We start from the raw sequence: 21,945 nt of genomic DNA on the forward strand, positions 1-21,945 counted from the left end.
CTTTTACAATACCTCCTTATTTTCCTATTCCTAAACCCCTTTATATGAAAACTTCAAGACGTGCTTTTCTAGACAAGATAGCAGGCATCGGCGTTATTTCTATGGTGCCCGCCCTAGCGCATAGCCAGGAAAATAATCCTACCGATACTCTTAAGATGCTTTCTCAACCTTATCTACAGAATTTGTCAAGCAATGGAGTTACAATTATGTGGACTACCAGCGCCAATTGTTTCAGCTGGGTAGAGTATGGAGCCGGCAATTATACCAGTAAAAGAGCCGTCGCCTATGAAAACGGCCTCATTCAGGCCAACAACAGGGTCAACAAGATAAGACTCCCAGATTTAACCCCAGGGAAAGCCCATAAATACCGAGTCTTTTCCATAGCAATAATTGGATACCAGGGTTCAAAGGTACTCTTTGGGGAAACGGTAAGCAGCAAAATGATGTCCTTTACCACCCCACCCCTTCAAGAAGATGAAATCGGGCTGGTGGTATTAAACGATGTACACGACCGTCCACAGACCATTCCGCAGCTGTTATATCGCCATGGATATACAGGCAGTAAGCCTGATTTTGACTTTGTCGTATTCAATGGAGATGTTTTCGACTGGGTTTCTAGTGAGCAGCAAATGATCGATCATCTGATAGAACCATGCACGGAGATATTTGCCTCTTCCATTCCCTTCTTGCTTACACAGGGCAATCATGAGTGTAGAGGAAGCTTTTCCAGGAATATTACGCAATACTATGACTACCCAGAAAATCGCTATTATTACGCTTTCGATAGGGGCCCTATACGATTTGTAGTACTCGATTCCGGAGAAGACAAGACCGATGATAGTGTGGAATACGGTGGTCTATCAGCCTTCGACCGGTATCGTGAAGAGCAAGCCAGATGGCTGGAAAAAGAAGTGGCCTCTACTGCCTTTCAACAGGCTCCCTTTCGGGTAGTGCTCATTCATATTTCGCCTTACCATTCGGGGGATTGGCACGGAACATTGCACTGCCGCAAAGTTTTTGGCCCTATATTAGCTAAGGCTAAAATTGACTTGCAACTTTCGGGTCACACGCATCGATATGCCGTTCATCAGGCCGATAAGGATCATCCCTACCCCATCATAATTGGGGGTGGGCCACTGGAGGGTCAGAGGACCCTGATCAAAATACAGGCTTCAAAAAAAACCATGGAAGTAAAAATGATCCGGGACGATGACGAAGTCGTAGGGCTGCTATCCATTTCCGCAAAGAAAGCTTAGATTTGTAATTCATTATTTTAAACTATTTGACCATGAGAAAACTGGGATTTATCCTATTACTAACCCTATTTACTACGGTGACGGCGTCGGCGCAAAAGTCCAGCCCACTTACAATTGCCAGCTATAATCTGCGCTATAATAATGCCGGGGATGGTGTTAACGCCTGGCCCAATCGCAAAGAGGAAGTAAAGGCTTTAATACGGTATCACGACTTCGATTTGATGGGAACGCAGGAAGCACTTCGCGGACAACTCGACGATGTAGCAGAACTTCCAGTATACGCCTACGTAGGAAAAGGGCGTGACGACGGCAAACAGGGGGGTGAACATTCTGCTATTTTCTACAAAAAAGATCGTTTTAAGCTAATTAAGAATGGCGATTTCTGGCTCAGCGAAACCCCCGACACACCGGGCAAGGGCTGGGATGCCACCTGTTGTAACCGGATTACCAGCTGGGCTCAGTTTAAGGATCTGATTACGGGAAAAACATTCTATTTCTTTAACACGCATTTCGATCACCAGGGCGTTACTGCGCGAAAGGAATCGGGCAAACTAATTGCGGAAAAGGTAAAAGAAATAGCGGGTAAAGATGCGGCAATACTAACGGGGGACTTCAACTCTACCCCCGAAACCGAACAGATCAAAACGATTGGCAGCCTACTTCAGGATGCCTATTCTGCTACCGAGCAAGCTCCCTATGGTCCGGTTGGAACATTCAATAGCTTTAAGTTCGAAGCAGCTATGGACAAGCGAATCGATTACATCTTTGTTAGTAAACAAGTAAGGGTTCTGAAATATGCCGTGCTGACCGACTCTAAGAATCAAAGATATCCATCAGATCATCAGCCTGTGGTGATTAAGGCCATCATAAAATAAAGGAGAATAATTAAGATAATAGGCGGGTTCTGCCTATAACGGGACTTATAACAACCGGCACTAGGGAATGGCTAATACATCCGTTAGTGCCGGTTGGCCTTTATTTCAATTCGGCAATATATTTTTGTCCACCCAGATACTTCATTTGCCTCATGATCTGATTCGTCCTTTTCTGAACATAGGCTGAAGGATTTTTGATCGAAAATTTAATCGGATTAGGGAGTACAGCGGCAATACGGGCCGCCTCATGTCGTGTAAGGTTTTTGGCTGATTTATTATAAAACCGTAAGGAGGCCGCTTCGGCTCCGAAGGTCAGTCTACCCATTTCCGCTACATTCAGATATACTTCCAGGATTCGTTCTTTCCCCCAGATCAATTCAATCAATACGGTAAAATACGCCTCCAACCCCTTCCGTATATAACTTCTTCCATGCCATAGAAAAACATTTTTGGCCACTTGTTGTGAAATGGTACTAGCACCACGTGCACGCTTACGATCTTCCGTCATGGCGTCGTATATTTCATCGAAATCAAAGCCCCAGTGCGTAGGAAAATTCTGGTCTTCGGAAGCTACTACTGCCAAAGCGAGCTCCTTGGAAATATTTTCGTAAGGTTCCCAGTCCTTATGTAATTCTGCACTACCTTCCTCTTTGCTGACTTCCAATTTGGTGGCAATCATATATGGAGTGAACCATACGGGAATATACTTGAGAGATACTACCCATACCAAAGAGATGATGAAGAAGTATACCATGAGCCTTAAGGCAATGAAAACAATCCGACTTAACATATATTTTATAAGAATTCTACAGGAAGAACAGGCGATCCCTTTGGGACACAAAGTACCGAAACAAATTAGCCATAGACAACGGTTTCGGCCAATAATATGGGTATATTTATATTAACTAAAGCCTGTTGCTATGAACGAAGACATCCTCAGCTTTATATGGCAGTTCCAATATTTTGACAATAAAGATCTGCTTACCGACGGGGGCCAGGCCATTCGGGTGCTTCAGACTGGCCACCGCAACGCTAGCTCCGGACCCGATTTCTCTGGGGCTCGCATTGACCTGGACCGACTAACCTGGGTAGGTGATGTTGAAATACACGTAAATGCATCTGACTGGCATCGGCACAATCATGATCCCGATCCAGCATACGAATCGGTAATACTGCATGTCGTGTGGACCAACGACCAACCCATTCGTAGAGCTGACGGCACGCTTATCCCTACCCTGACATTAGATGGAAAAGTCAGACAATCCGTACTGCAACGTTATTTTCGACTCGTTGATTCTCAAAATTCTATTCCATGTGCTGACCAGTTTGGCAATACTGCACTTATCGACAAATATGGCATGCTGGACCGGGTGCTTTTGGAGCGCCTCGCCCGAAAGGCCGATGACATATTAGCCCTATGGACCGAGAACCTCTCTGACTGGGAAGAAACCAGTTATCAGGTCCTCGGTCAGCATTTTGGTTTCAAACTTAACGATGCTCCTTTCTTCCAACTTTGTAAGGCTATTCCCTGGAGAGTCATGCGCATGCAAAATAACCAGGTTTTCCCTATTGAGGCCCTCCTATTTGGACAATCGGGATTGCTGCCCGCCCATCCTAAGGACGATTATGGAAAAGCCCTGAGATCCGAACACCGTTTTCTGGTTAAGAAATATCGCCTGGGCCCTGCAATGGAAGCTACCGAGTGGCGTTTTCTGGGTCTGCGTCCCGTCGGTTTCCCCACCATACGCATTGCACAATTTGCACAATTTCTGGCCTGCTCTCCCAATATTTTTGCAGGGATGATCCATGCAGCCCGTATACTAGATTTTCAAAGAATGTTCAAGCTCCGCCAGACCGAATACTGGACTCTACACCACCATTTCGAGAAGCCATCAGGTAAAAAAATAGCCTTCATGGGCAGAGATGCCTCCAACAATCTGATCATTAACGTTGCTGTACCCTTGTTGACGGCCTACTCCCGATCACGAAAACTCCCCGAGTACTTGGACCGTGCTTTGGCATTTTTAACGGACCTACCCCCAGAAAATAACCGGATCACCCGGCTCTGGGAATCTCTGGAGATGCGGGTCAGTTCTGCCTCGGACTCCCAGGGATTACTGGAGTGGTATGGTCAATATTGCAGTCAGAAACGCTGCCTAAGCTGCAATATTGGGGCAAAAATCATCCGTCAAATTTAGGATCTGCTGATGAGATTGACCCCTGTTACCAGGAAAACAGTTCCCAAAAGAAAAGGAACAACAGAATTCCATTTACTGACTGTCAGGCCAAGTACAGGCTTATCGGAAAGGTAGGCCACACAGGCAAATAGCAGGACCGAAATCCCTAAAATTGTCAATAATGCTCCAAAGAAGCGTTTAAAGCGGGTACTTTCCATTTGTTAGCAGATATAGTATCAAAAAAATCCTTCAAAATTATAACTTTTCGTCTGGCTTTTCAACAGGTTCCAACCCCATTTCCCGACCGATTTTCAACAGGTATTCGTAGGCAGGTGGCAATTCGTTGGGAATTGTACCCTCCAGAATGGCCTCACGGACAGCCTCTTTGAGTATTCCCACCTCCCGAGTCGGTTTCAGATCGAAGGCTGCCATAATCTGCTCCCCACTAATAACGGGCTGAAAGTTGCGCAGCTTATCGCGTTCCTCCAAGTCCTTTAGATTCTGCTCAACCAAGTCGAAATTCTGTATGTATTTCTTAACTTTTAAGGGATTTTTAGAAGTAATATCAGCCCTACAAAGTTTCATCAAATCTTCAATATCCTCCCCTGCTTCCACCAGCAAACGCCGCATTGCCGAGTCGGTTATATTCTCTTTGGTCAGTACAATAGGACGTAAATGAAGGCGCACCAGTTTTTTCACAAAGCGCATTTTCTCATTTAATGGAAGCTTCATTCTTCTGAAGATAGTAGGCACCATTCTAGCCCCTACCTCCTCATGATTATGGAAAGTCCATCCCGATTTTTTATCAAATTTTTTGGTAGCCGGCTTGGCGATATCATGCAAAATAGCCGCCCAACGCAGCCACAAATCATCGGACACTTCCGAAACATTGTCCAAGACCTGAAGGGTATGATAAAAATTGTCCTTATGCCCTTTTCCATCTATGTTCTCCACTCCTTGGAGGTCTATCATCTCCGGGAAAATAATACCTAGAATGCCGGAGTGATATAGGAGTTTAAACCCATAAGAAGGCGTTTTGGAAAGTATAATTTTATTTAGTTCATCAGAAACCCGCTCCATAGACACTATGGATATTCTATCTTTCATGGCAATAATTGCGTCGAAAGTATCGGGTTCGATATCAAAATTAAGCTGAGTAGCAAACCGGATAGCGCGCATCATCCGAAGCGGGTCGTCGGAAAATGTAATGCCAGGTTCAAGAGGCGTTCTGATTATTTTCTTACGCAAATCACGAACCCCTTCAAAAGGATCTACCAACTCTCCAAAATTAGATTTGTTAAGGCTAATCCCCATCGCATTGATGGTGAAGTCCCTTCTGTTCTGATCGTCCTGCAAGGTACCGTCTTCAACAGCAGGTTTACGCGATTCTGAATGATAGGATTCTCGTCTGGCTCCTACAAACTCCACCTCTAGATCCCCTTGTTTGATCTGGGCAGTTCCAAAATTCTTAAATATATGAACCTGTACCCCCGGGCCAAGAAGTTCCGCAACTTTCTCGGCCAGTACAATACCGCTCCCTACTGTGACAATATCAATATCCTTACTGGGACGCTTGAGTATCAAATCTCTAACAAAACCACCTATCAAATATACCTCTTCACCTATACCCTCCGACGCTTGTAAAACAGTGTGTAGGATAGGATACTGTGTTAATTCTTCTTTAAAATTCATGCTACAAAGGTAATGTATCCTTATAATGAATGTATATGCCTTTATTATATGCTATAAAAAAAAATTGGTATTACGCATTTCTCGTGCTTCGATAGGGGTACATGATTATGATTCCCGGTTTACCATAAAGAAGGCTGTTTTAGGAAATCTGGCAAATAATTCTTCTTTCAACTCCTCCGTTAGGGGTAAGGATTCTACCGCTTTAGCCATACATTCCAGCCAGGCTACAGCATCTTCCTCTGCAATGGGATGAGGCAGATGGCGTGCACGCATCATCGGGTGCCCATGCACATCCGAATATGCTTGAGGGCCACCTAGAAACTGCGTTAGAAATAGTCGCTGCTTATCCTTGATTGTTTCCTTGTCTGTTTTGAAAAGATGTGAAATCTGATCATGATTAAAGACCAGATCGTAGAATCGATCTGTCAATATCTGGAGGGTATCATTTCCTCCTATCCGTTCGTATAAACTTACATGCTCCATGGTCAAAAATGGTGATATTTCCGTAACCATGCAAGTGTATAGCACCAGGCCCCAAACGTTTTATTTAGGCCAGTCCACTGAATTGAGCGGAATCTACCGGTAACTTATTGTATTTGTTCCGATAGGCCATGGGAGTCAGGCCGGTCAGCTTCTTGAAAACCAAGCGAAAAGCCTTGCTATCGGTATAACCGACTTCATACATCACATCCAGGACATTTTTCCTGCTATTTTCATAACTACGCTTAGCCGTTTCAATTTTCACCCTCTGGATATACTCCAGAACCGTATTTTTGGTGGCTGCCTTAAATCTCCTTTCGAAGCTTCGTCTTCCCAAGGCAGTTAGCTCGGCCAATTCGTCAATGGTAATACGACTATCTATATTTTCTTCTATATAATGCTGAGCCAATAGAATTTGGTGATCTTGATGTCCTTTCTGCCCCCTAAACAGGGAATAGGCTGCCTGGCTGTTGCGGTCTATATCGATGGCGAAATACTTAGAAGCCATCACAGCCGTTTCGCGGTCTACATACTTTTCTACCAAATGTAAAAGCAGATTCCAATACGAATTAGCCCCACCACTGGAATACAACCTTCCCTCTTCCGTCAATATGCTACCATCTATTACTTCAACGTCGGGAAACATGGTTCTGAACTCATCTGCAAAACCCCAATGAGTGGAACATTTTTTACCATCTAATAGCCCAGTTGCGGCGAGTAAAAATGCTCCCAAGCAAAGGGAGGCAACTTCCGCCCCTTGTTGGTATTGCTGTTTAATCCAGGGTATTAAGGCGGCGTTTTGGGTGATCGCATCTGTCAAATCACCAAATAACGCGGGAATGATGACCAGATCCGCCCGATGTGGGTCGCCAATCTGAAAATCCGTTTGAACGGTAAAAGCTCCATCATTAAGTACCACCTGTCTTTCTATTCCGACCAAACTCACCTCAAACTTAGCCTCTTTTCCTTGGTTGATTACAAAGCGATTAACTGCTGCAAACAAATACTGAGGATCGGCTGTTGCTTGAAGCACCGAAGACTTCGGCACCAGAATACTTATTTTTGTTTTGTGTGTGCTCATTTCCAATTGTTTACTTGCTCTATCACGGGAAATATATTCTCAATTATTGCAAGATTTAGAATTATTAACAATAATCCAATACCCAGCCGGGCTATAAACGTCCGCGCATACTTTTTTTGCTAGATTTAAGTATGATTCTTACTCCCCCTCTAAATCGCTATTAAACCCAGAAATATTCCTTTTATTTAAATTAGAAATTAACCATGGATAGAACAGAACAAACCAATCTAAAACCGGAAACACCTTATCGTTGTATAATTCAGTTAACTTCCTCTGATCCTAAGGTATATAAAAGTATTTTACGCCAAATAGAAAATCTTCTATTGTATTTACCCCAGAAAATCACTGTAGAAATGGTCTGCCACGGAGCATCCTCCCTGTTCTGCCGAAAAGATAATAATCCTAATATTGATGAAATAATGGCATTAAAAAAACGAGGAGTAGAAATATTAGTCTGTGCTAAAATGATGGAAGGGGCCAAATTAACGGAACAGGACCTGATTCCCACCCTGACCATTATTCCTTCGGGTATAGGTCAGCTGGTGGTACGACAGCAAGAAGGCTGGAGTTATGTCAAAGCTGGTTTCTAATGCTGATTACCTGGCTGAAGTACAATGAAATATACAAACAGCTAACATACAGAAATGTCCTTTAAAATTAATATATTAGTGATCAGAAAATAGGAGACAAAAGTCTAAGGTACGGGAATCACATACACAACTAATGCCATGAAAGAAACAGCAAAGGAGTTCAGCAACAATAATAACACCGTAGCCTATTGTCATTTGAAACAGGTTCCTATCAATCCATTACCCCCCGAGGTAGTGGGTTTCCGGGCCAGTATGATTCTACTATCCCGAAACAAATGGGTCAATGGCACGGAGCTAAAATATTATTTTTTCAATTCTGCAGAAGATGGGAGCCCCAGTAGCTGGACAGGGAGCGAGCAACAGGAAGAAGTAGTGCGTCAAGCCTTTTCTACCTGGAAAAATGTGGGAATTGGACTGGAATTTACTGAGACCACAGACCGCAGGGAAGCGGAAATAAGAATTGGATTTAAGCAGGGTGACGGCTCCTGGTCGTATTTGGGCCGGGATATCATCGATTATGTGCCTTCTCCAGACGAACGTACTATGAACTTCGGTTGGGACATCAGTAATGAGCTGGATACGGCCATACATGAAATTGGTCATACCTTAGGAGCCCCTCACGAACATCAAAATCCTTTTGCCGGAATAGTCTGGGACGAAGAAGCCGTTTATGCTGCCCTTGCCGCACCCCCAAATAACTGGTCTCGACAGACAACCTATCATAATATTATCCGAAAGTTAAACCCGGATGAAGTGGAAGGTTCCACCCATGACCCCGACTCAGTTATGCATTATCCCTTTGGCCCTGGACTTATTCTGGAGCCTGCCGCTTTCCAATCGGGAATTAGGCCGGCTGGCGGTTTATCAGAGAAAGACAAGGAATTTGTTAGGAAGTTCTACCCCCCTATTCCAGCGTCCGATTATCTAAGCCTTCAGATAGGTAAGTCGCAGCTCGTAAACATAAAGGCGGGAGAGCAACAAAACTTTATCTTCAGACCAGATTATTCTAAAAAATTCAAAATAGAAACATTTGGCAACATGGATACGGTCATGGTATTGCTGGAAAGAACAAACGCTGGAGATATCTATCTCTCAGGAGATGATGACAGTGGAACGATGTTTAACTCCCGAATTAAATATCGTTTAATCAAAGGTCGCGAATATATAATTCGCCTGCGCTTATTCTATTCCGAAAACAGTGGTACGGGATCCATTATGATTTTCTGAAAACTATTATTCCCTATAAAAGATCCAACTCCCTCCTTTCTGTTACCGCAGCCCATATAGTTAAGCTCAAAAAACTATATTTTACCAGTTGTATTGACCTCTACTGGTTTATTTCTATTTTTGAAATCGAATTTTATCAAGGTAATCAGGTAGGGATTATCAAAATCTCTTAAATTGATGACTGACCATATCCACCATTCTGCAATTCTAGACTAATGAAAACATCTATATATTTATTGAGGGTAGCCCTTATATTTTTTGTTATTACACCTGCTTTTTGTCAAAATGTCGATGAGATCATTGAGAAGCATGTTCAGGCTATGGGGGGAAAAGAAAATTTAAACAAGGTTAAAACCCTGATCACCGAACGAAGCATGTCTGCTTCCGGAGTCGATGTAACGATTACAAGTTCCATGATTGTAGGGAAATCGATTCGGAATGACTCCGAAATGATGGGCCATACTATCACACAGGTTTATCATAATGGAGAAGGATGGGTAATCCAACCCGCTATTATGGGGGGAGATGGCACCGCTCAGGACATGACCAAGGAGCAGGTTAAACAGCAATTAAGTCAGCTAGATCCTTTTGGGGCACTCATCAATTATCAACAAAAAGGGCATAAAGTCAAACTGGTGGGTAAGGAAAAATTGGGTCAGACTGATCACTTTCATATAATTGTTTATACGGCAGATGGCTTAGAAATTGATGAATATCTGAATACGGAAACCTATATGGTCACCAAGGTCTCCGTGCCAGGGAATGAGGAATTGGCAGATATCCGTTTCGAAGGTTTCGATGAAATAGAGGGCATAAAATTCCCTAAGAATATGTTAGTCAAGAGTCAGATGGGTACAATCAATTTCACTACCCAGAAAGTTTTGGTAAATCCGGCGATCAGCGAAGAGATCTTTGTAAAACCCGGCAAATAGGGTATTCAATATAGGCAGGGGGTAAGGATAACTCATCCCCTGCTGTTTGAAGATTAAAAATACATGCTCCCCAAAAGTCCTATGAACCCTAAACTAACAAGTCTTTCTCTGATTTTATTGTTTTATGCTTGTACTACTCAAAACAGTCGACTAGACCAGGATGAGGCAAGAAATGAAGTCAATACGCCAGAACAGAAGGTTGTTCATTATTATAAGCATACTAAAAAAGGTCGTAAAATACATGTTAAGGAGCTTCAGATAGAAGGGATGCCTTTGGTTGAGATCCAGATAATCCCCTCCGGGTATCCTAATAATCACCCTGTAGAAATAGGAGCTGTAGATCCCATAGACCATATTGAGCTGGCCGACCTCGACCGAAACGGAGAAGACGAGCTTTATATTTTTACTAGAGAAACCGGAATAGAAAAAAAAGGCAATTTCTACGTGTTTGCCCCATTAAAGGGTGAAAAGTTTGTTCAAATTGAAATGGAATTCCTGGATCCTAAGGAATTTCTCAAGGGTGGTAAACTGGAAGGATATCTGGGACACGACCAATTTGTTCTAGAAAAAGACCGGGTAATCAGAACTTATCCCATCTTCGAGTTCAACGACACCATCGTAAAAGCTACCGATGCACATCGAAAAGTAATCTACAAAATTAAAAACCATCAGATAAAAATGATGGATTCATACCGTTAACTGAAAAGGTAACCGCAAGGCGGATATTTACAGAACCGCTACTACCGGCTTACAAATTATATTTTTAGAGAAATTATTAAATTTTTCTATCAAATTTCGAGTACGTTTCCAGCCATAATTGTGATTGTAATTCTGGAAAGTATGGGAATTTCTCCCTGTTTACCTTCTTATTCCGTAAAAAAAATGGTTAATTGCAAAGCTGCATTAATTGTTCTTACAAAAAAGTACTTTCCGGACAATTTTAGTTAAATTCCAAAGGACCCCTTTATTCATCTTCATCAGCAGCTGGGGTTCTGAACTTTTCCATTAAATTATGTTTAACAAAATTTTACGTAGTAAGCATCTGGTGGTTAATCCACCTGTATTTTTTACGACGATTCTTCTTATTGTCATCAGTTTAACACTTTGTCTGCTGTACATCGACCAGGTAGATGCTTGGTTTTCGGCAGCGCAACTAGCGGCCACCCAAAGCCTCGGCTGGTTTCTGATTTTGGCTGTAAACATCATCTTAATCTTCTGTATCTACCTGGCTTTTAGCAAGTTTGGAAAAATCAAGCTGGGTGGTGATCAGGCTGAGCCTGAGTTCACCAATTTGTCCTGGTTTGCCATGCTGTTTAGTGCCGGTATGGGCATTGGAATTATGTTTTATGGAGTAGCCGAGCCGGTTTCCCATTTTGCCTCTCCCCCCCGCCCCACAGCCAATGCATTCGAGACGGCCATACAGGCCATGAACTTCACTGGTTTGCATTGGGGCTTACATGCCTGGGCCATTTATGCCATAGTAGGGTTGTCTCTGGCGTTCTTCGCTTACAACCGGAATTTGCCAATGACCTTTCGCTCCTTGTTCTATCCTTTCTTGGGTGAAAAAATCCATGGTTGGATTGGTCATTCCATTGATATTTTATCGGCATTGGCTACGATTTTCGGCCTTTCTACTTCCCTAGGTTACGGGGTTTCCCAGATTAGTGCGGGCTTGAACTTCCTCTTCGGATGGGAAATAACACCTATTTTCCAATCAGTTATGATTCTTGTCGTCATTTCTTTAGCGACAATTTCAGTGGTTTCAGGCCTGGATAAGGGAGTAAAAATCCTGAGTAACCTAAATATGTTCTTGGCAATAGGTCTTATGTTGCTTGTCTTTATTTTGGGGCCCACCCTATTTATTCTTAAAAGCTATGTACAAAATACAGGATCCTATTTTGTGAGCCTGATCGAAATGAGTACATGGAATGATACCTTTCAAGAAAGTGGTTGGCAAAATGCCTGGACCATTTTTTACTGGGCCTGGTGGATTGCCTGGTCACCATTTGTGGGCAGCTTTATAGCGCGTATCTCTAAAGGCCGTACGGTTAAGGAATTTATCCTGGGCGTATTGATCGTCCCAGCCCTTATTACCCTGCTTTGGATGAACGTCTTTGGCGGTAGTGCCATACACGGTATCCTCGCTGGAAATAATGATGTGCTGGCAGCCGTTCAAAACGACATTTCTACAGCCCTGTTTATATTTCTACAAGGCTTTCCTATGACAGATCTGCTTTCTATACTTTCTGTACTGCTGGTATTCTCCTTTTTTATCACCTCGTCGGATTCAGGATCCCTGGTAATTGACAATATCACCTCGGGAAGTGCCCCCAATTCCCCAGTGTGGCAAAGAATATTTTGGTCCTATGGCCAAGGATTTATAGCCATTATCCTTCTCTGGGGCGGAGGACTCAAAGCCCTGCAAACGGCAGTAATCATTACCGGTATCCCCTTCGCAATATTACTGCTAGTCATGTGCTTTAACTTATATAAAGGACTCGAAGATGAGATTAAAAAACAGGAAAAACGGCTAAAGTCCAAGCAAGAAAAAAGCTATAAAGAGATTATCTCCGAGTTGATCGAGGAGCAACAATCATAATACCAGTGCCATCATGAACAACCAATCAAAAAATATAAATATAATAGTAGGTCTCGACCTGTCTGAAATGGATCCTTATCTCATCCAGTATGCTCGACTACTCAATGAAATTTTGGACACGAGTAGGACCGTGTTTGTACACAATCTTAAAATAGGCGAGTTACCAAAAGAGTTACTCCCAGCAGACAAACTTGCACCTATTTCTAAAAGGATTCAGGAAAAACTTACTCAACAAATAAGAAATACGAATCCTAATTATACCTTCGAAGTAGAGGTAAAAACAGAAGCATATTCCGAACTTGCCTTTATGAGTCTGGCGAAATCGGTAAAACCAGATCTGCTGGTCCTGGGGAATAAACAACACCTGGAAGGAAACGGAGGTCTCGGCCAGAAACTGGTTCGGGTTCTGCCTTGTTCTACCTTGCTCATCCCTGAAACCTTCCGGTCACCTATTCACAAAATAGTGGATGCCATTGACTTTTCCCGTTATACACAACCCGTCATGGAATGGGCTGAACTGTTTAAAAGAAATGCGAAGGGTAAAGTTGTTGACCATTCCGCTATTCATGTTTCCAAGTTTAATTGGGGCTTTTTCCCTACGATGAGTGAGCAGGATATTAAAAGGGCCACCCAACAGGACATGGAAAAAAGACAACAGGAATGGGCAAAAAAATATGCTAACTTCTCAGATATCGCCATCGTTGCCGCCGAAGGCAAAAGTATCGCTTCTACCCTACTTCAATATGCTCAGAAAAGCAAAGCTGAAATGATGATATTGGGGGTAAAAGGCTCTACTTCAATATCAGACTTATTTATGGGAAGTGTGGCTAATGATCTGATCCAAAGGCCTACTGACATCTGCCTACTTTTCGCAAAACCCAAAAAGGATATATAGGCAAATTCCGGTAAACAGAACAGTAAGAAGCATCTTTCACGACCTGTGAAAGATGCTTTTATTATGATTATCCCCCATCATTTTCTTCATATTTACCCACACTTACACATCAGTGAAACATCTTCACACCATTTCTCATTTAAATTGCATAGCTTAGTCACCGTTTAGGGTTTATATATGGAACGTTTATCTGGCTTACTGAGCGCTAAAGATTCCCATTTTTAAGAAAGCCTGGGCTCTAATATGACAAACCTACCCAGCAAAATTTATTTTGATTCGTTATAAAAAATTGGCGGTTAATGAGTCATGGTTAAATGTTAGCAGTCTCGAGGTAATCTCTTGTTTTTACCAGCATACATGATGGATTTTGATACCATACTACACAATATTCATAGACATATCGAACTCACTCAGGCCGAAAGCCATCAGTTTTGTAATCTACTTAATTACAAGAAGATAACACGTAAAACACTCATTCAGGAAGCAGGCTCTCCTTGTCGGATCCTTAACTTTGTCATCAGTGGAGGACTGAGATCTTATTGCCAGAATCCTAATGGCAAGGAAGCCACGATAATGTTCTGTTTCAAGGATTGGTGGGTTACAGATATGTATTGTTTTATAAATCGCCAAACCGCTATGATGGAAATAGAAGCTATGGAAGATAGTGAGATATTCCAGCTTAGCAGAGATAATTTTGATAGGCTGCTGGAAATGAACCCCAAGTTTGAACGCTTTTTTCGGATTCTTATGCAGAATGCTTACAGCAGAGAGCAATTACGGATCATAGAAAACCTCACACTTCCGGCGGAAGAGAGATATTTCAACTTTATAGAAAAATATCCCTTCATTGCTAATCAAGTTACTCAGAAACAAATCGCATCCTATTTGGGCATAACCCCAGAGTTTCTGAGTGTTATTCGAAAAAATAAAGGGCGGGGCATTTCTTAAGGTACATTAATCCTTATTACAGCACTATACTTTTACTTTGTATTAATATCAAAAAATACTAAAATGTTGATACTCATAGCAGGACCTTATCGCGGTGGTACCAATGATGACCCCGAGCTTATTAAAAAAAATATGGATCGTCTGGAGGCTGTTGCCCTACCCATATTCAGAAAGGGGCATGTACCTATTATTGGGGAATGGCTCGCTCTTCCGCTGATGCACCTCGCTGGGTCTTCCCAAATCGGGGATGCCGCATGGGAGGAAATCCAATACCCCGTGGCCCATCGTATATTGGAGCGCTGCGACGCAGTACTGAGGATTCCAGGCACTTCTGCAGGGGCTGATCAGGATGTGGCCCTGGCGCATAAATGGGGATTAAAAGTTTATTATCATCTGGACGAAATCCCCATGGCTAATGAATAAAGTAAAGAATATAGAAACGGAGATTTTATCGGATAATTGGTATACCCTAAAGAAAATCTCTTTCGACTATTGCAAGAAAGATGGCAGCTGGCAAAGGCAGCAACGTGAAGCCTATGATCGAGGGAATGGGGCGGTAATTCTCCTCTATAATCAGGAGCAGCATACGGTCATCCTGACCCGACAGTTTCGTATGCCTACCTACATCAACGGAAATGAAAGCGGTATGCTCATCGAAGCTTGCGCAGGACTGTTAGACGGCAATAATCCGGAAGACTGCATACGCAAAGAAACAGAAGAAGAGACTGGATTTGTAATTGGGGAAATTACAAAAGTATTCGAAGCCTATATGTCACCCGGCTCCGTAACAGAGATTCTATATTTTTTTATAGCCTCCTATACCCCAAATATGAGAGAAAATTCGGGGGGAGGCCTGGACCTTGAACAGGAGGAAATAGAGGTCTTAGAGGTTACTTTCGACCAGGCCCTTCATTGGATAGACACTGGTGTTATTAAAGATGGAAAAACCATTTTACTCTTACAGCATCTCAGACTAAAAAGCATATTATAATAATGGTAGGAAACATGAACAATGAACCGTTAACCTGGCAACAATTTGAACAGGTAGAAATGAGAGTGGGAACCATTCTTACCGCCCAAGATCTTAAAGGAGCTCGTAAACCAGCCTACGAGCTTACTATAGATTTTGGCACTTTCGGAATTCGTAAATCATCGGCGCAAATAACAAAGCGATATAATGCGGAGGCTTTAATTGGACAACAGATTATTGCAGTCCTCAATTTCCCCCCCAAACAGATCGCCACTATCATGAGTGAATGTCTGGTTTTAGGAGCTATTGAAGCCGACCAACTCGTTACGCTCCTCAAGCCGGGTATGCCTGTGGAAAATGGAACCCGAATAGGATAGAAATGAAAGGAATGGTTTAGCTTTGCGACCTAAACCAATTCCATATCTGACGCTCTAAAAGATTATACCCACTTGCCATATGTTCATCTTATTTCTTACACTCCACTCTTTCGTACGATGGATACTGCTCCTTTTCCTTATTTATACAACGATCAAAGCTTACGCAGGATGGAAATCCGGTAAAGAATTTTCAGAGGCTGATCGCTGGCTTGGACATTGGACCAATACCTTCGCACAAGTGCAGCTGACCCTGGGCATTCTGGTCTTTGTGAAAAGTGCCCTGGCCAAATATTTCTGGGCAAATCTGAACGAGGTGGCATTAGATTCTGAAGCGACATTCTTTGGTCTTTTTCATATGGTAGGAATGGCACTCGCCGTCACAGTCATTTCCATTGCTGTCGGAAGCTCTAAACGACAGAAAGAAGATCAGGCAAAATTCAAAAAACTCTTTCAATGGTTTCTTTTGGCCATCATAATCATTCTTATATTCATACCTTGGCCATTCTCCCCACTGGCTAGTCGGCCTTGGATTCGATTGTGACTTTTTCCAGGCTATTATCCTTTTCCTGTTTGATAATAGATTTAGCATCACTTCGGGAAATTACTTGAAGCGTCACTAGCCCTAAGGTATTATCGATAAGGCTATCTAAACCTAATCGAAACTACCGATAATATCCCACAAAATAACCTATTAGTTATAAACTCATTTGTTTTTTTAATTTGGAATTATTCTTAATAAAACAGACTTAGTAATTTCTATGCCTTTACCTACTTCATCGACTCATGGTTCTCCTTGGCCAATTTTAAATATATATTGAATAACTTATTGATAAATGTACGACGGACAACTAAATATATGCGGTTATCAAGTCATCTAATTATCACAAAAATGGATTAGCTATATACGTTTATAAGATTAACAAATTGCTGGACTCGTCATGGAAGGTAAATCACGAAGTAATTAGGCAGCCATTTTTTTTGCATTGAATGTCTGAAAATTCGGGTATAAATCATTCAATCAGTTTATAAAGGCTAAAGAAATTATCAAAATGTAACATTTAGTCGATTCAGCATTACGTATGCCCTCTACCGTAACATCTTTTTAGATTCGATTCTAGTATACGTCTACATTTCTTCAAATTGGGATAAATTACTTTTAAAATAACAAAAGAATTATTTCTGTATGTTGAGATTGTCCTTCTACATAATCAAATCTTACTGATCAGGAATAGCCTCTTAATTTTATTCTGTCGATCCATTTCTATCCAGATTTTATCCAATCAAAAAATTAAGGTAAAACTCCTAAGATTCCAATATTTTATGCTTTCCATTTCTTTAAAGCCAGAAACTATCTAAAGTATAGTCAATAGAAACCGATTATCAATCAACAGGATGTAATTGACGTATACCTGTTTATTTCTGGTTTTGCACCTCCAAATTCCCAGCCTATATTTGCATGCGATAAGCCCATCGAAGCTATGTGGATATACTAATATTCACATTTTTTTGAGATGTAAAAGAACCCTTCTAAGAAGAAAAGTCACAAATAAAACATCTAGAATGTCTTATCGAATTTTAACCTTTAGCAATAATATGTGCCTGTAGAAATTTATATCATTTTTATCGGGCCTTAATTATTCATAACCTTAAACCTGACTAAATGACTAAAACTATACCTTAAGCGGAAATACAATCCAGCACCTGCTTGCGATCATCGGTCCAAGCCACTCACGAACAGTATAGCGCCAAAATGAAAGGCTGAATATGCCTATGGAATTGCTATGTCCTTACAAATCAATATTACCCTTTAATAATAACTTCTATCCTCTAATCGGATCATCATGAAAAAACACAAGCTAACAATTTATCCAGGCGGCGGAAAGCTCCTTGGATGGGTACAAAAGCTCAGCTTAGGCCTTCTATTGGGTTTGATGAGCTTTCAGACAGCACTGGCTACCAATGAAACGTTTCCGGCGGGTGCATTCATTGTCAACATGGGTGTCATGCCACAGACAACGGGAAATGGACTTAAGCCTTACGGTATGGTTTATGACCTTTTGAAAAATTATAATGTTAATGTACGCTGGGTCCTGGATGAGGGGAAAGCCAAAGACGGAATCGACTTTACACATAATGGGGTAAGTTATAAGGGTAGTGCCTTTATAATCCCGGCCAACATGCGTACTCCGGCAGTCAATGCAGCCATTAGCAGCTGGCAAAGCAAGGGTGTGGTGGGAGTCACGACCACTAGCAGCCTTACCGTAGACGTAGATTACGTATTGCGGGTGGCTCCTCGCTGGGTGCTCGATCAAAAGAATGGTAAAATTGCAGCTGGATTCTTTGAAGAGGCCGGCATACCCGCTACAGCCCATGGAGGAAGTAGCGATAAATATTGGAAAGAACCTTCGGCATTAAATAGCTGTGACGATATATTTGTTATGCCTCATGCCGACCCTACCTGGGAAACCCATAGCAACCTTTATTATTGGAACAAAGATTATAAAGGAGCGATTTGGGCCGGTTGTCATGCTGTGAGTGTATTAGAAAATGTAAAAAACCCTGGCAACACCATCCAACTGAACTTCCTTACATCAGGTGTACCTAATGGTGCATCGACAGGCTTGATAGACTTTGGCGATCATGATGATCCAGAGACACCCTACACCCATCAACTTCCAGGCAATCCGGTAGCACAATACCTGGGCATTACCGATGAGGCACAAACCAATGGTTCTGAACAAGTATACTTGCCAAAGGCAGGCGGCGGCTGGTTACCCAGCACCAATATGATTACCTATGCGACAATCATAAAAAAGACAACAGTACCACCAGGAACTGCTGCCATTAATATTTATGGACGCGCCTTCGGTGATAATACCCGTGGGCAGGTAATGTATCAGGCGGGCCACGATATAGGTGGTGATAAACCAGAAAATATCGCCGCACAGCGCATATTCTTCAACTGGAGCTTCCTGGCTATTATCGACAAAGCGCCTAATCTAAGCCTTACATTACCTCCGGGCTCCAGCGAGTTTGTAGGCGCAGGCTCAGCCATTCAACTTGGAGCGGTAAGCACCACTCCTGGCATCACCTATAAATGGACCAGCAGCTGTGGAGGGACCTTTAATAACAGCACCATCGCCAATCCTATCTATACAGCACCCAGCACGACTTCTAATACACCTTGTTTGATTTCCGTTACGGTAACAGATGCTTGTGGAAGAGAAACCGTAGAAACGAAGTCAATCACTGTTGTTTCCCCTATTACGTTCACGGGTTCAGTATTTAATGATCTTAACGGACTGACTGACAATAATGTTAACGGGACTAAAATTGGTAATCTGGCCTCAGCGCCATCAAATATCCCTTTATATGTAAATATCAGCAATGCTTCAGGTATAGTAGTAGGATCGGTAGCAGTAGATGCTTCAACTGGTAACTATGCCTGGACAACTTCTTCTTATAATAATGAAGCCTATACCTTTAGTCTTAGTACTGCACAGGCCCCTCTTAACCAACCCCGTCCCGCTAACCCAACCCAATTGATTGGCCAAACCGGAGACACCTGGGCGAATACAGGGGAAAATATAGGAACTGGTGCAGGAAGTGATGCAACACCAAATGGAGAAGTCGTAGCGGTAATTGCGGGTGCGGGCATTTCTAATATTAATTTTGGTATTGTGTTAGCCCCAAAAGCCGGCCAAGGAGCCAATACAACGGTAAATAAGCCAGGAACACAGTTTGTTGATGTACCATTAAATACTTTCGTCAATACGACACCAAGTTCAGGTGCGGTAAGTAAGATCAGGATTACTGCTATACCTTCTACAGCGACCGCACTTAAAATCAATGGCGTTACTTACGACTCCAGCAATCCCATACCGGCTGCTGGGATCGTGATCACTACCGACGCCACCGGTCTCCCTGTTTCTGGTACGACCATATCTATAGATCCGATCGCAGAGGGTGCCACATCGGTGACAATCCCATTTAAGGCTATCAACACCGCAGGTATTGACTCACCAAATACGGGCCAGGCTGTTATGACATTAACAGCACCTTCTATTATCATTTCAGGTTCTGTTTTCAATGATGCCAATGGCTTGAACGATCAAAAAGTAAACGGACTTCCCATTGGTAACCTGGGTACATCTGGCGAACCCATACCATTATATGTTAATGTGAGCAATGCCTCAGGAACCATTTTGGCCTCCCTACCTGTAGATCCTGTTCAAGGCCAGTATGCTTGGACGAATGCACCGGATGAGGCGGCAACCTATACCTTGGCTTTAAGCATGGTTCCAGCAACAGTAGGGCAGCCCCGACCCGCCAATCCCACTCTTTTAGTAGGAAAATTGGGTGATAAATGGGTAAACACCGGTGAAAATATAGGTACAGGCAATGGCAACGACGGCAATCCGAATGGAGAGCTATCCGTAACGACCAGCGGTGCAGGGGGAATTTCCGATGCGAATTTCGGAATAGAACTAGCGCCAATTGCAGGCCACGGAACTGCCACTGCGAATAACGCTCCTGGAGACGGTCTGGTAGAGGTGCCTATGACTGCATTTACAAGCGTGAAAAACAGTACGGATGCAGCTCCTGGAAACGTTGCCAAAATTGTGATTACTAGCATGCCAACCAACGCCACTGCCATCAAAATTAATGGAGTAACTTATGATAGCGTAAATCCATTCCCACTTTCAGGAGTGGAACTCGCAACGGATAATAATGGTCTACCGATTGCTGGTATCAGTATTTCAGTCGATCCTACCGTTAGTGGCCCTACCACGGTGACCATTCCTTTCAAGGCCATTGACAATGCGAATATACCATCCGACAATAAAGGGTCGGAAGGCACGGCTGTGCTGACCTTACTAGCCACTCCGGTAACCATTACCGGTCTGGTATGGAACGACGAAAACAGCAATGGACTTAGAGACGGTGGAGAGTCGGGCTCCAATGCAGGTGGCCTTTTTGTTAATTTGGTAGACAATACTAACCATATAATCGGGAGTGCGTCGGTAGCCAGCAACGGCACCTACCTGCTTGCCGACGTCCCATCTAACAAACAGGGGTACAAATTGGTATTAGCAGCAACTAATAATTCAACCTCACCATCCCTACCCACTAAAGACTGGATGAATACCGCCAAACAAGCTGGTTCAGGGAATGGTGCCACCCAAAGTCCTAACCTCGGTTCAATTGATCTAATTACGCAATATGATAATATTGCCAACCAGAACTTCGGTATCCATTATTCAACACCACTCCCGGTAAAACTTATAAGCTTCACAGCCAAGGGCAACGAAGGTGCGGTAAATCTTTCATGGGAAACTGCAGAAGAGGAGAATTTCTCCCACTTCGAAATAGAACGTAGTGCCGATGGAAAGCAGTTTGAAACTATGAAAGAAGTGCGTTTCCATGGCGAACACCTATATAGTATCATGGATGGGAATCCCCTAACCGGCAACAATTATTATCGTCTTAAAATGGTGGATCTGGATGGAAGTTTCGCTTACTCCAGAACACAGGTGATAAAAGTTAATGGAAATATTTCCCTGAAAATTTTCCCCAACCCAGTCGCCGACCGACTGTCAGTCCAGGCAACTGATTCAATAATTGTTAAGTTAATCGTATTGGATAAGTCGGGGAAGGTAGTCGCAGCAAGCAACGAATCAGCCGGAATCAATGTATCACAACTACCATCTGGAATGTATATACTTCAAGCTACCATGGATAATAATTCCGTGCAGCATAAGAAGTTTATTGTAAACAGATAAGGAGCGATATATCTCCCCATAAATTGGAAAAGCGGGTCTTTCAGTGTGGCAACATTGGAAGAT

General features: G+C 42.7%; 20 protein-coding genes. 15 read left to right on the top strand and 5 right to left on the bottom strand.

Annotated features, from left to right (window positions below):
* Positions 1–44 precede the first annotated feature (44 nt).
* Both X939_RS0117435 and X939_RS0117440 read left to right on the top strand, forming a co-directional pair.
* The gene (locus X939_RS0117435) at positions 45–1,256 is read left to right on the top strand and encodes a metallophosphoesterase family protein (protein ID WP_025764572.1); all 1,212 of its coding nucleotides are present in this window, start codon (positions 45–47) and stop codon (positions 1,254–1,256) included.
* A 32-nt stretch (positions 1,257–1,288) separates the two neighbouring features.
* On the top strand, positions 1,289–2,131 hold the full coding sequence (locus X939_RS0117440; protein WP_025764573.1) for an endonuclease/exonuclease/phosphatase family protein: 843 nt from the start codon (positions 1,289–1,291) through the stop codon (positions 2,129–2,131).
* Between the two features lie 100 nt (positions 2,132–2,231).
* On the opposite strand, the gene mtgA is transcribed toward X939_RS0117440, so the two are convergent.
* Positions 2,232–2,921, bottom strand: a complete 690-nt coding sequence (gene mtgA, locus X939_RS0117445; protein ID WP_025764574.1) for a monofunctional biosynthetic peptidoglycan transglycosylase — start codon at positions 2,919–2,921, stop codon at positions 2,232–2,234.
* 130 nt (positions 2,922–3,051) lie between these two features.
* Between mtgA and X939_RS0117450 the strand changes: the two genes are divergently transcribed.
* Complete coding sequence (locus X939_RS0117450; RefSeq protein ID WP_025764575.1) at positions 3,052–4,329, top strand: DUF2851 family protein; 1,278 nt, start codon at positions 3,052–3,054, stop codon at positions 4,327–4,329.
* Here the strand turns inward: X939_RS0117450 and X939_RS0117455 are convergent.
* From X939_RS0117455 to X939_RS0117470, 4 genes are all read right to left on the bottom strand, one after another.
* A complete protein-coding gene (locus X939_RS0117455; RefSeq protein WP_025764576.1) occupies positions 4,326–4,526 on the bottom strand; it encodes a hypothetical protein in 201 nt (66 codons plus the stop codon). The genes X939_RS0117450 and X939_RS0117455 overlap by 4 nt on opposite strands.
* A gap of 37 nt (positions 4,527–4,563) precedes the next feature.
* The gene (locus X939_RS0117460) at positions 4,564–6,000 is read right to left on the bottom strand and encodes a CCA tRNA nucleotidyltransferase (RefSeq protein ID WP_025764577.1); all 1,437 of its coding nucleotides are present in this window, start codon (positions 5,998–6,000) and stop codon (positions 4,564–4,566) included.
* A 105-nt stretch (positions 6,001–6,105) separates the two neighbouring features.
* A complete protein-coding gene (locus X939_RS0117465; RefSeq protein ID WP_229236084.1) occupies positions 6,106–6,513 on the bottom strand; it encodes a globin domain-containing protein in 408 nt (135 codons plus the stop codon).
* 34 nt (positions 6,514–6,547) lie between these two features.
* Positions 6,548–7,561, bottom strand: a complete 1,014-nt coding sequence (locus X939_RS0117470; RefSeq protein ID WP_025764579.1) for a GlxA family transcriptional regulator — start codon at positions 7,559–7,561, stop codon at positions 6,548–6,550.
* Between the two features lie 203 nt (positions 7,562–7,764).
* Here X939_RS0117470 and X939_RS0117475 point away from each other — a divergent pair, with 203 nt between their 5' ends.
* The 12 genes from X939_RS0117475 to X939_RS0117530 all read left to right on the top strand — a co-directional run bounded on the left by X939_RS0117475 (position 7,765) and on the right by X939_RS0117530 (position 21,882).
* The gene (locus tag X939_RS0117475) at positions 7,765–8,151 is read left to right on the top strand and encodes a DsrE family protein (RefSeq protein ID WP_025764580.1); all 387 of its coding nucleotides are present in this window, start codon (positions 7,765–7,767) and stop codon (positions 8,149–8,151) included.
* A gap of 138 nt (positions 8,152–8,289) precedes the next feature.
* Complete coding sequence (locus tag X939_RS0117480) at positions 8,290–9,378, top strand: matrixin family metalloprotease (protein ID WP_025764581.1); 1,089 nt, start codon at positions 8,290–8,292, stop codon at positions 9,376–9,378.
* Positions 9,379–9,593: 215 nt separating this feature from the next.
* Complete coding sequence (locus X939_RS0117485) at positions 9,594–10,310, top strand: hypothetical protein (protein ID WP_025764582.1); 717 nt, start codon at positions 9,594–9,596, stop codon at positions 10,308–10,310.
* 81 nt (positions 10,311–10,391) lie between these two features.
* Positions 10,392–11,009, top strand: coding sequence for a hypothetical protein (locus tag X939_RS0117490; protein WP_131694807.1), 618 nt, complete (start codon positions 10,392–10,394; stop codon positions 11,007–11,009).
* 313 nt (positions 11,010–11,322) lie between these two features.
* A complete protein-coding gene (locus X939_RS0117495) occupies positions 11,323–12,909 on the top strand; it encodes a BCCT family transporter (protein ID WP_025764584.1) in 1,587 nt (528 codons plus the stop codon).
* 13 nt (positions 12,910–12,922) lie between these two features.
* The gene (locus X939_RS0117500) at positions 12,923–13,804 is read left to right on the top strand and encodes a universal stress protein (protein ID WP_025764585.1); all 882 of its coding nucleotides are present in this window, start codon (positions 12,923–12,925) and stop codon (positions 13,802–13,804) included.
* 357 nt (positions 13,805–14,161) lie between these two features.
* Positions 14,162–14,752 (top strand): Crp/Fnr family transcriptional regulator, encoded by a 591-nt coding sequence (locus X939_RS0117505; RefSeq protein WP_198034446.1) that lies wholly within the window; start codon positions 14,162–14,164, stop codon positions 14,750–14,752.
* Positions 14,753–14,815: 63 nt separating this feature from the next.
* On the top strand, positions 14,816–15,175 hold the full coding sequence (locus X939_RS0117510; RefSeq protein ID WP_025764587.1) for a hypothetical protein: 360 nt from the start codon (positions 14,816–14,818) through the stop codon (positions 15,173–15,175).
* Entirely contained in the window at positions 15,168–15,743 is a 576-nt protein-coding gene (nudK, locus tag X939_RS0117515; protein WP_025764588.1) for a GDP-mannose pyrophosphatase NudK, read from the top strand. The genes X939_RS0117510 and nudK overlap by 8 nt, the downstream gene beginning before the upstream one ends.
* Before the next feature lie 14 nt (positions 15,744–15,757).
* The gene (locus X939_RS0117520; protein WP_025764589.1) at positions 15,758–16,099 is read left to right on the top strand and encodes a tRNA-binding protein; all 342 of its coding nucleotides are present in this window, start codon (positions 15,758–15,760) and stop codon (positions 16,097–16,099) included.
* Positions 16,100–16,178: 79 nt separating this feature from the next.
* On the top strand, positions 16,179–16,640 hold the full coding sequence (locus X939_RS0117525; protein ID WP_025764590.1) for a hypothetical protein: 462 nt from the start codon (positions 16,179–16,181) through the stop codon (positions 16,638–16,640).
* 1,300 nt (positions 16,641–17,940) lie between these two features.
* A complete protein-coding gene (locus X939_RS0117530; protein WP_025764591.1) occupies positions 17,941–21,882 on the top strand; it encodes a T9SS type A sorting domain-containing protein in 3,942 nt (1,313 codons plus the stop codon).
* Positions 21,883–21,945 lie beyond the last annotated feature (63 nt).

The organism is Dyadobacter tibetensis Y620-1 (assembly GCF_000566685.1).
GTDB lineage: Bacteria > Bacteroidota > Bacteroidia > Cytophagales > Spirosomataceae > Dyadobacter > Dyadobacter tibetensis.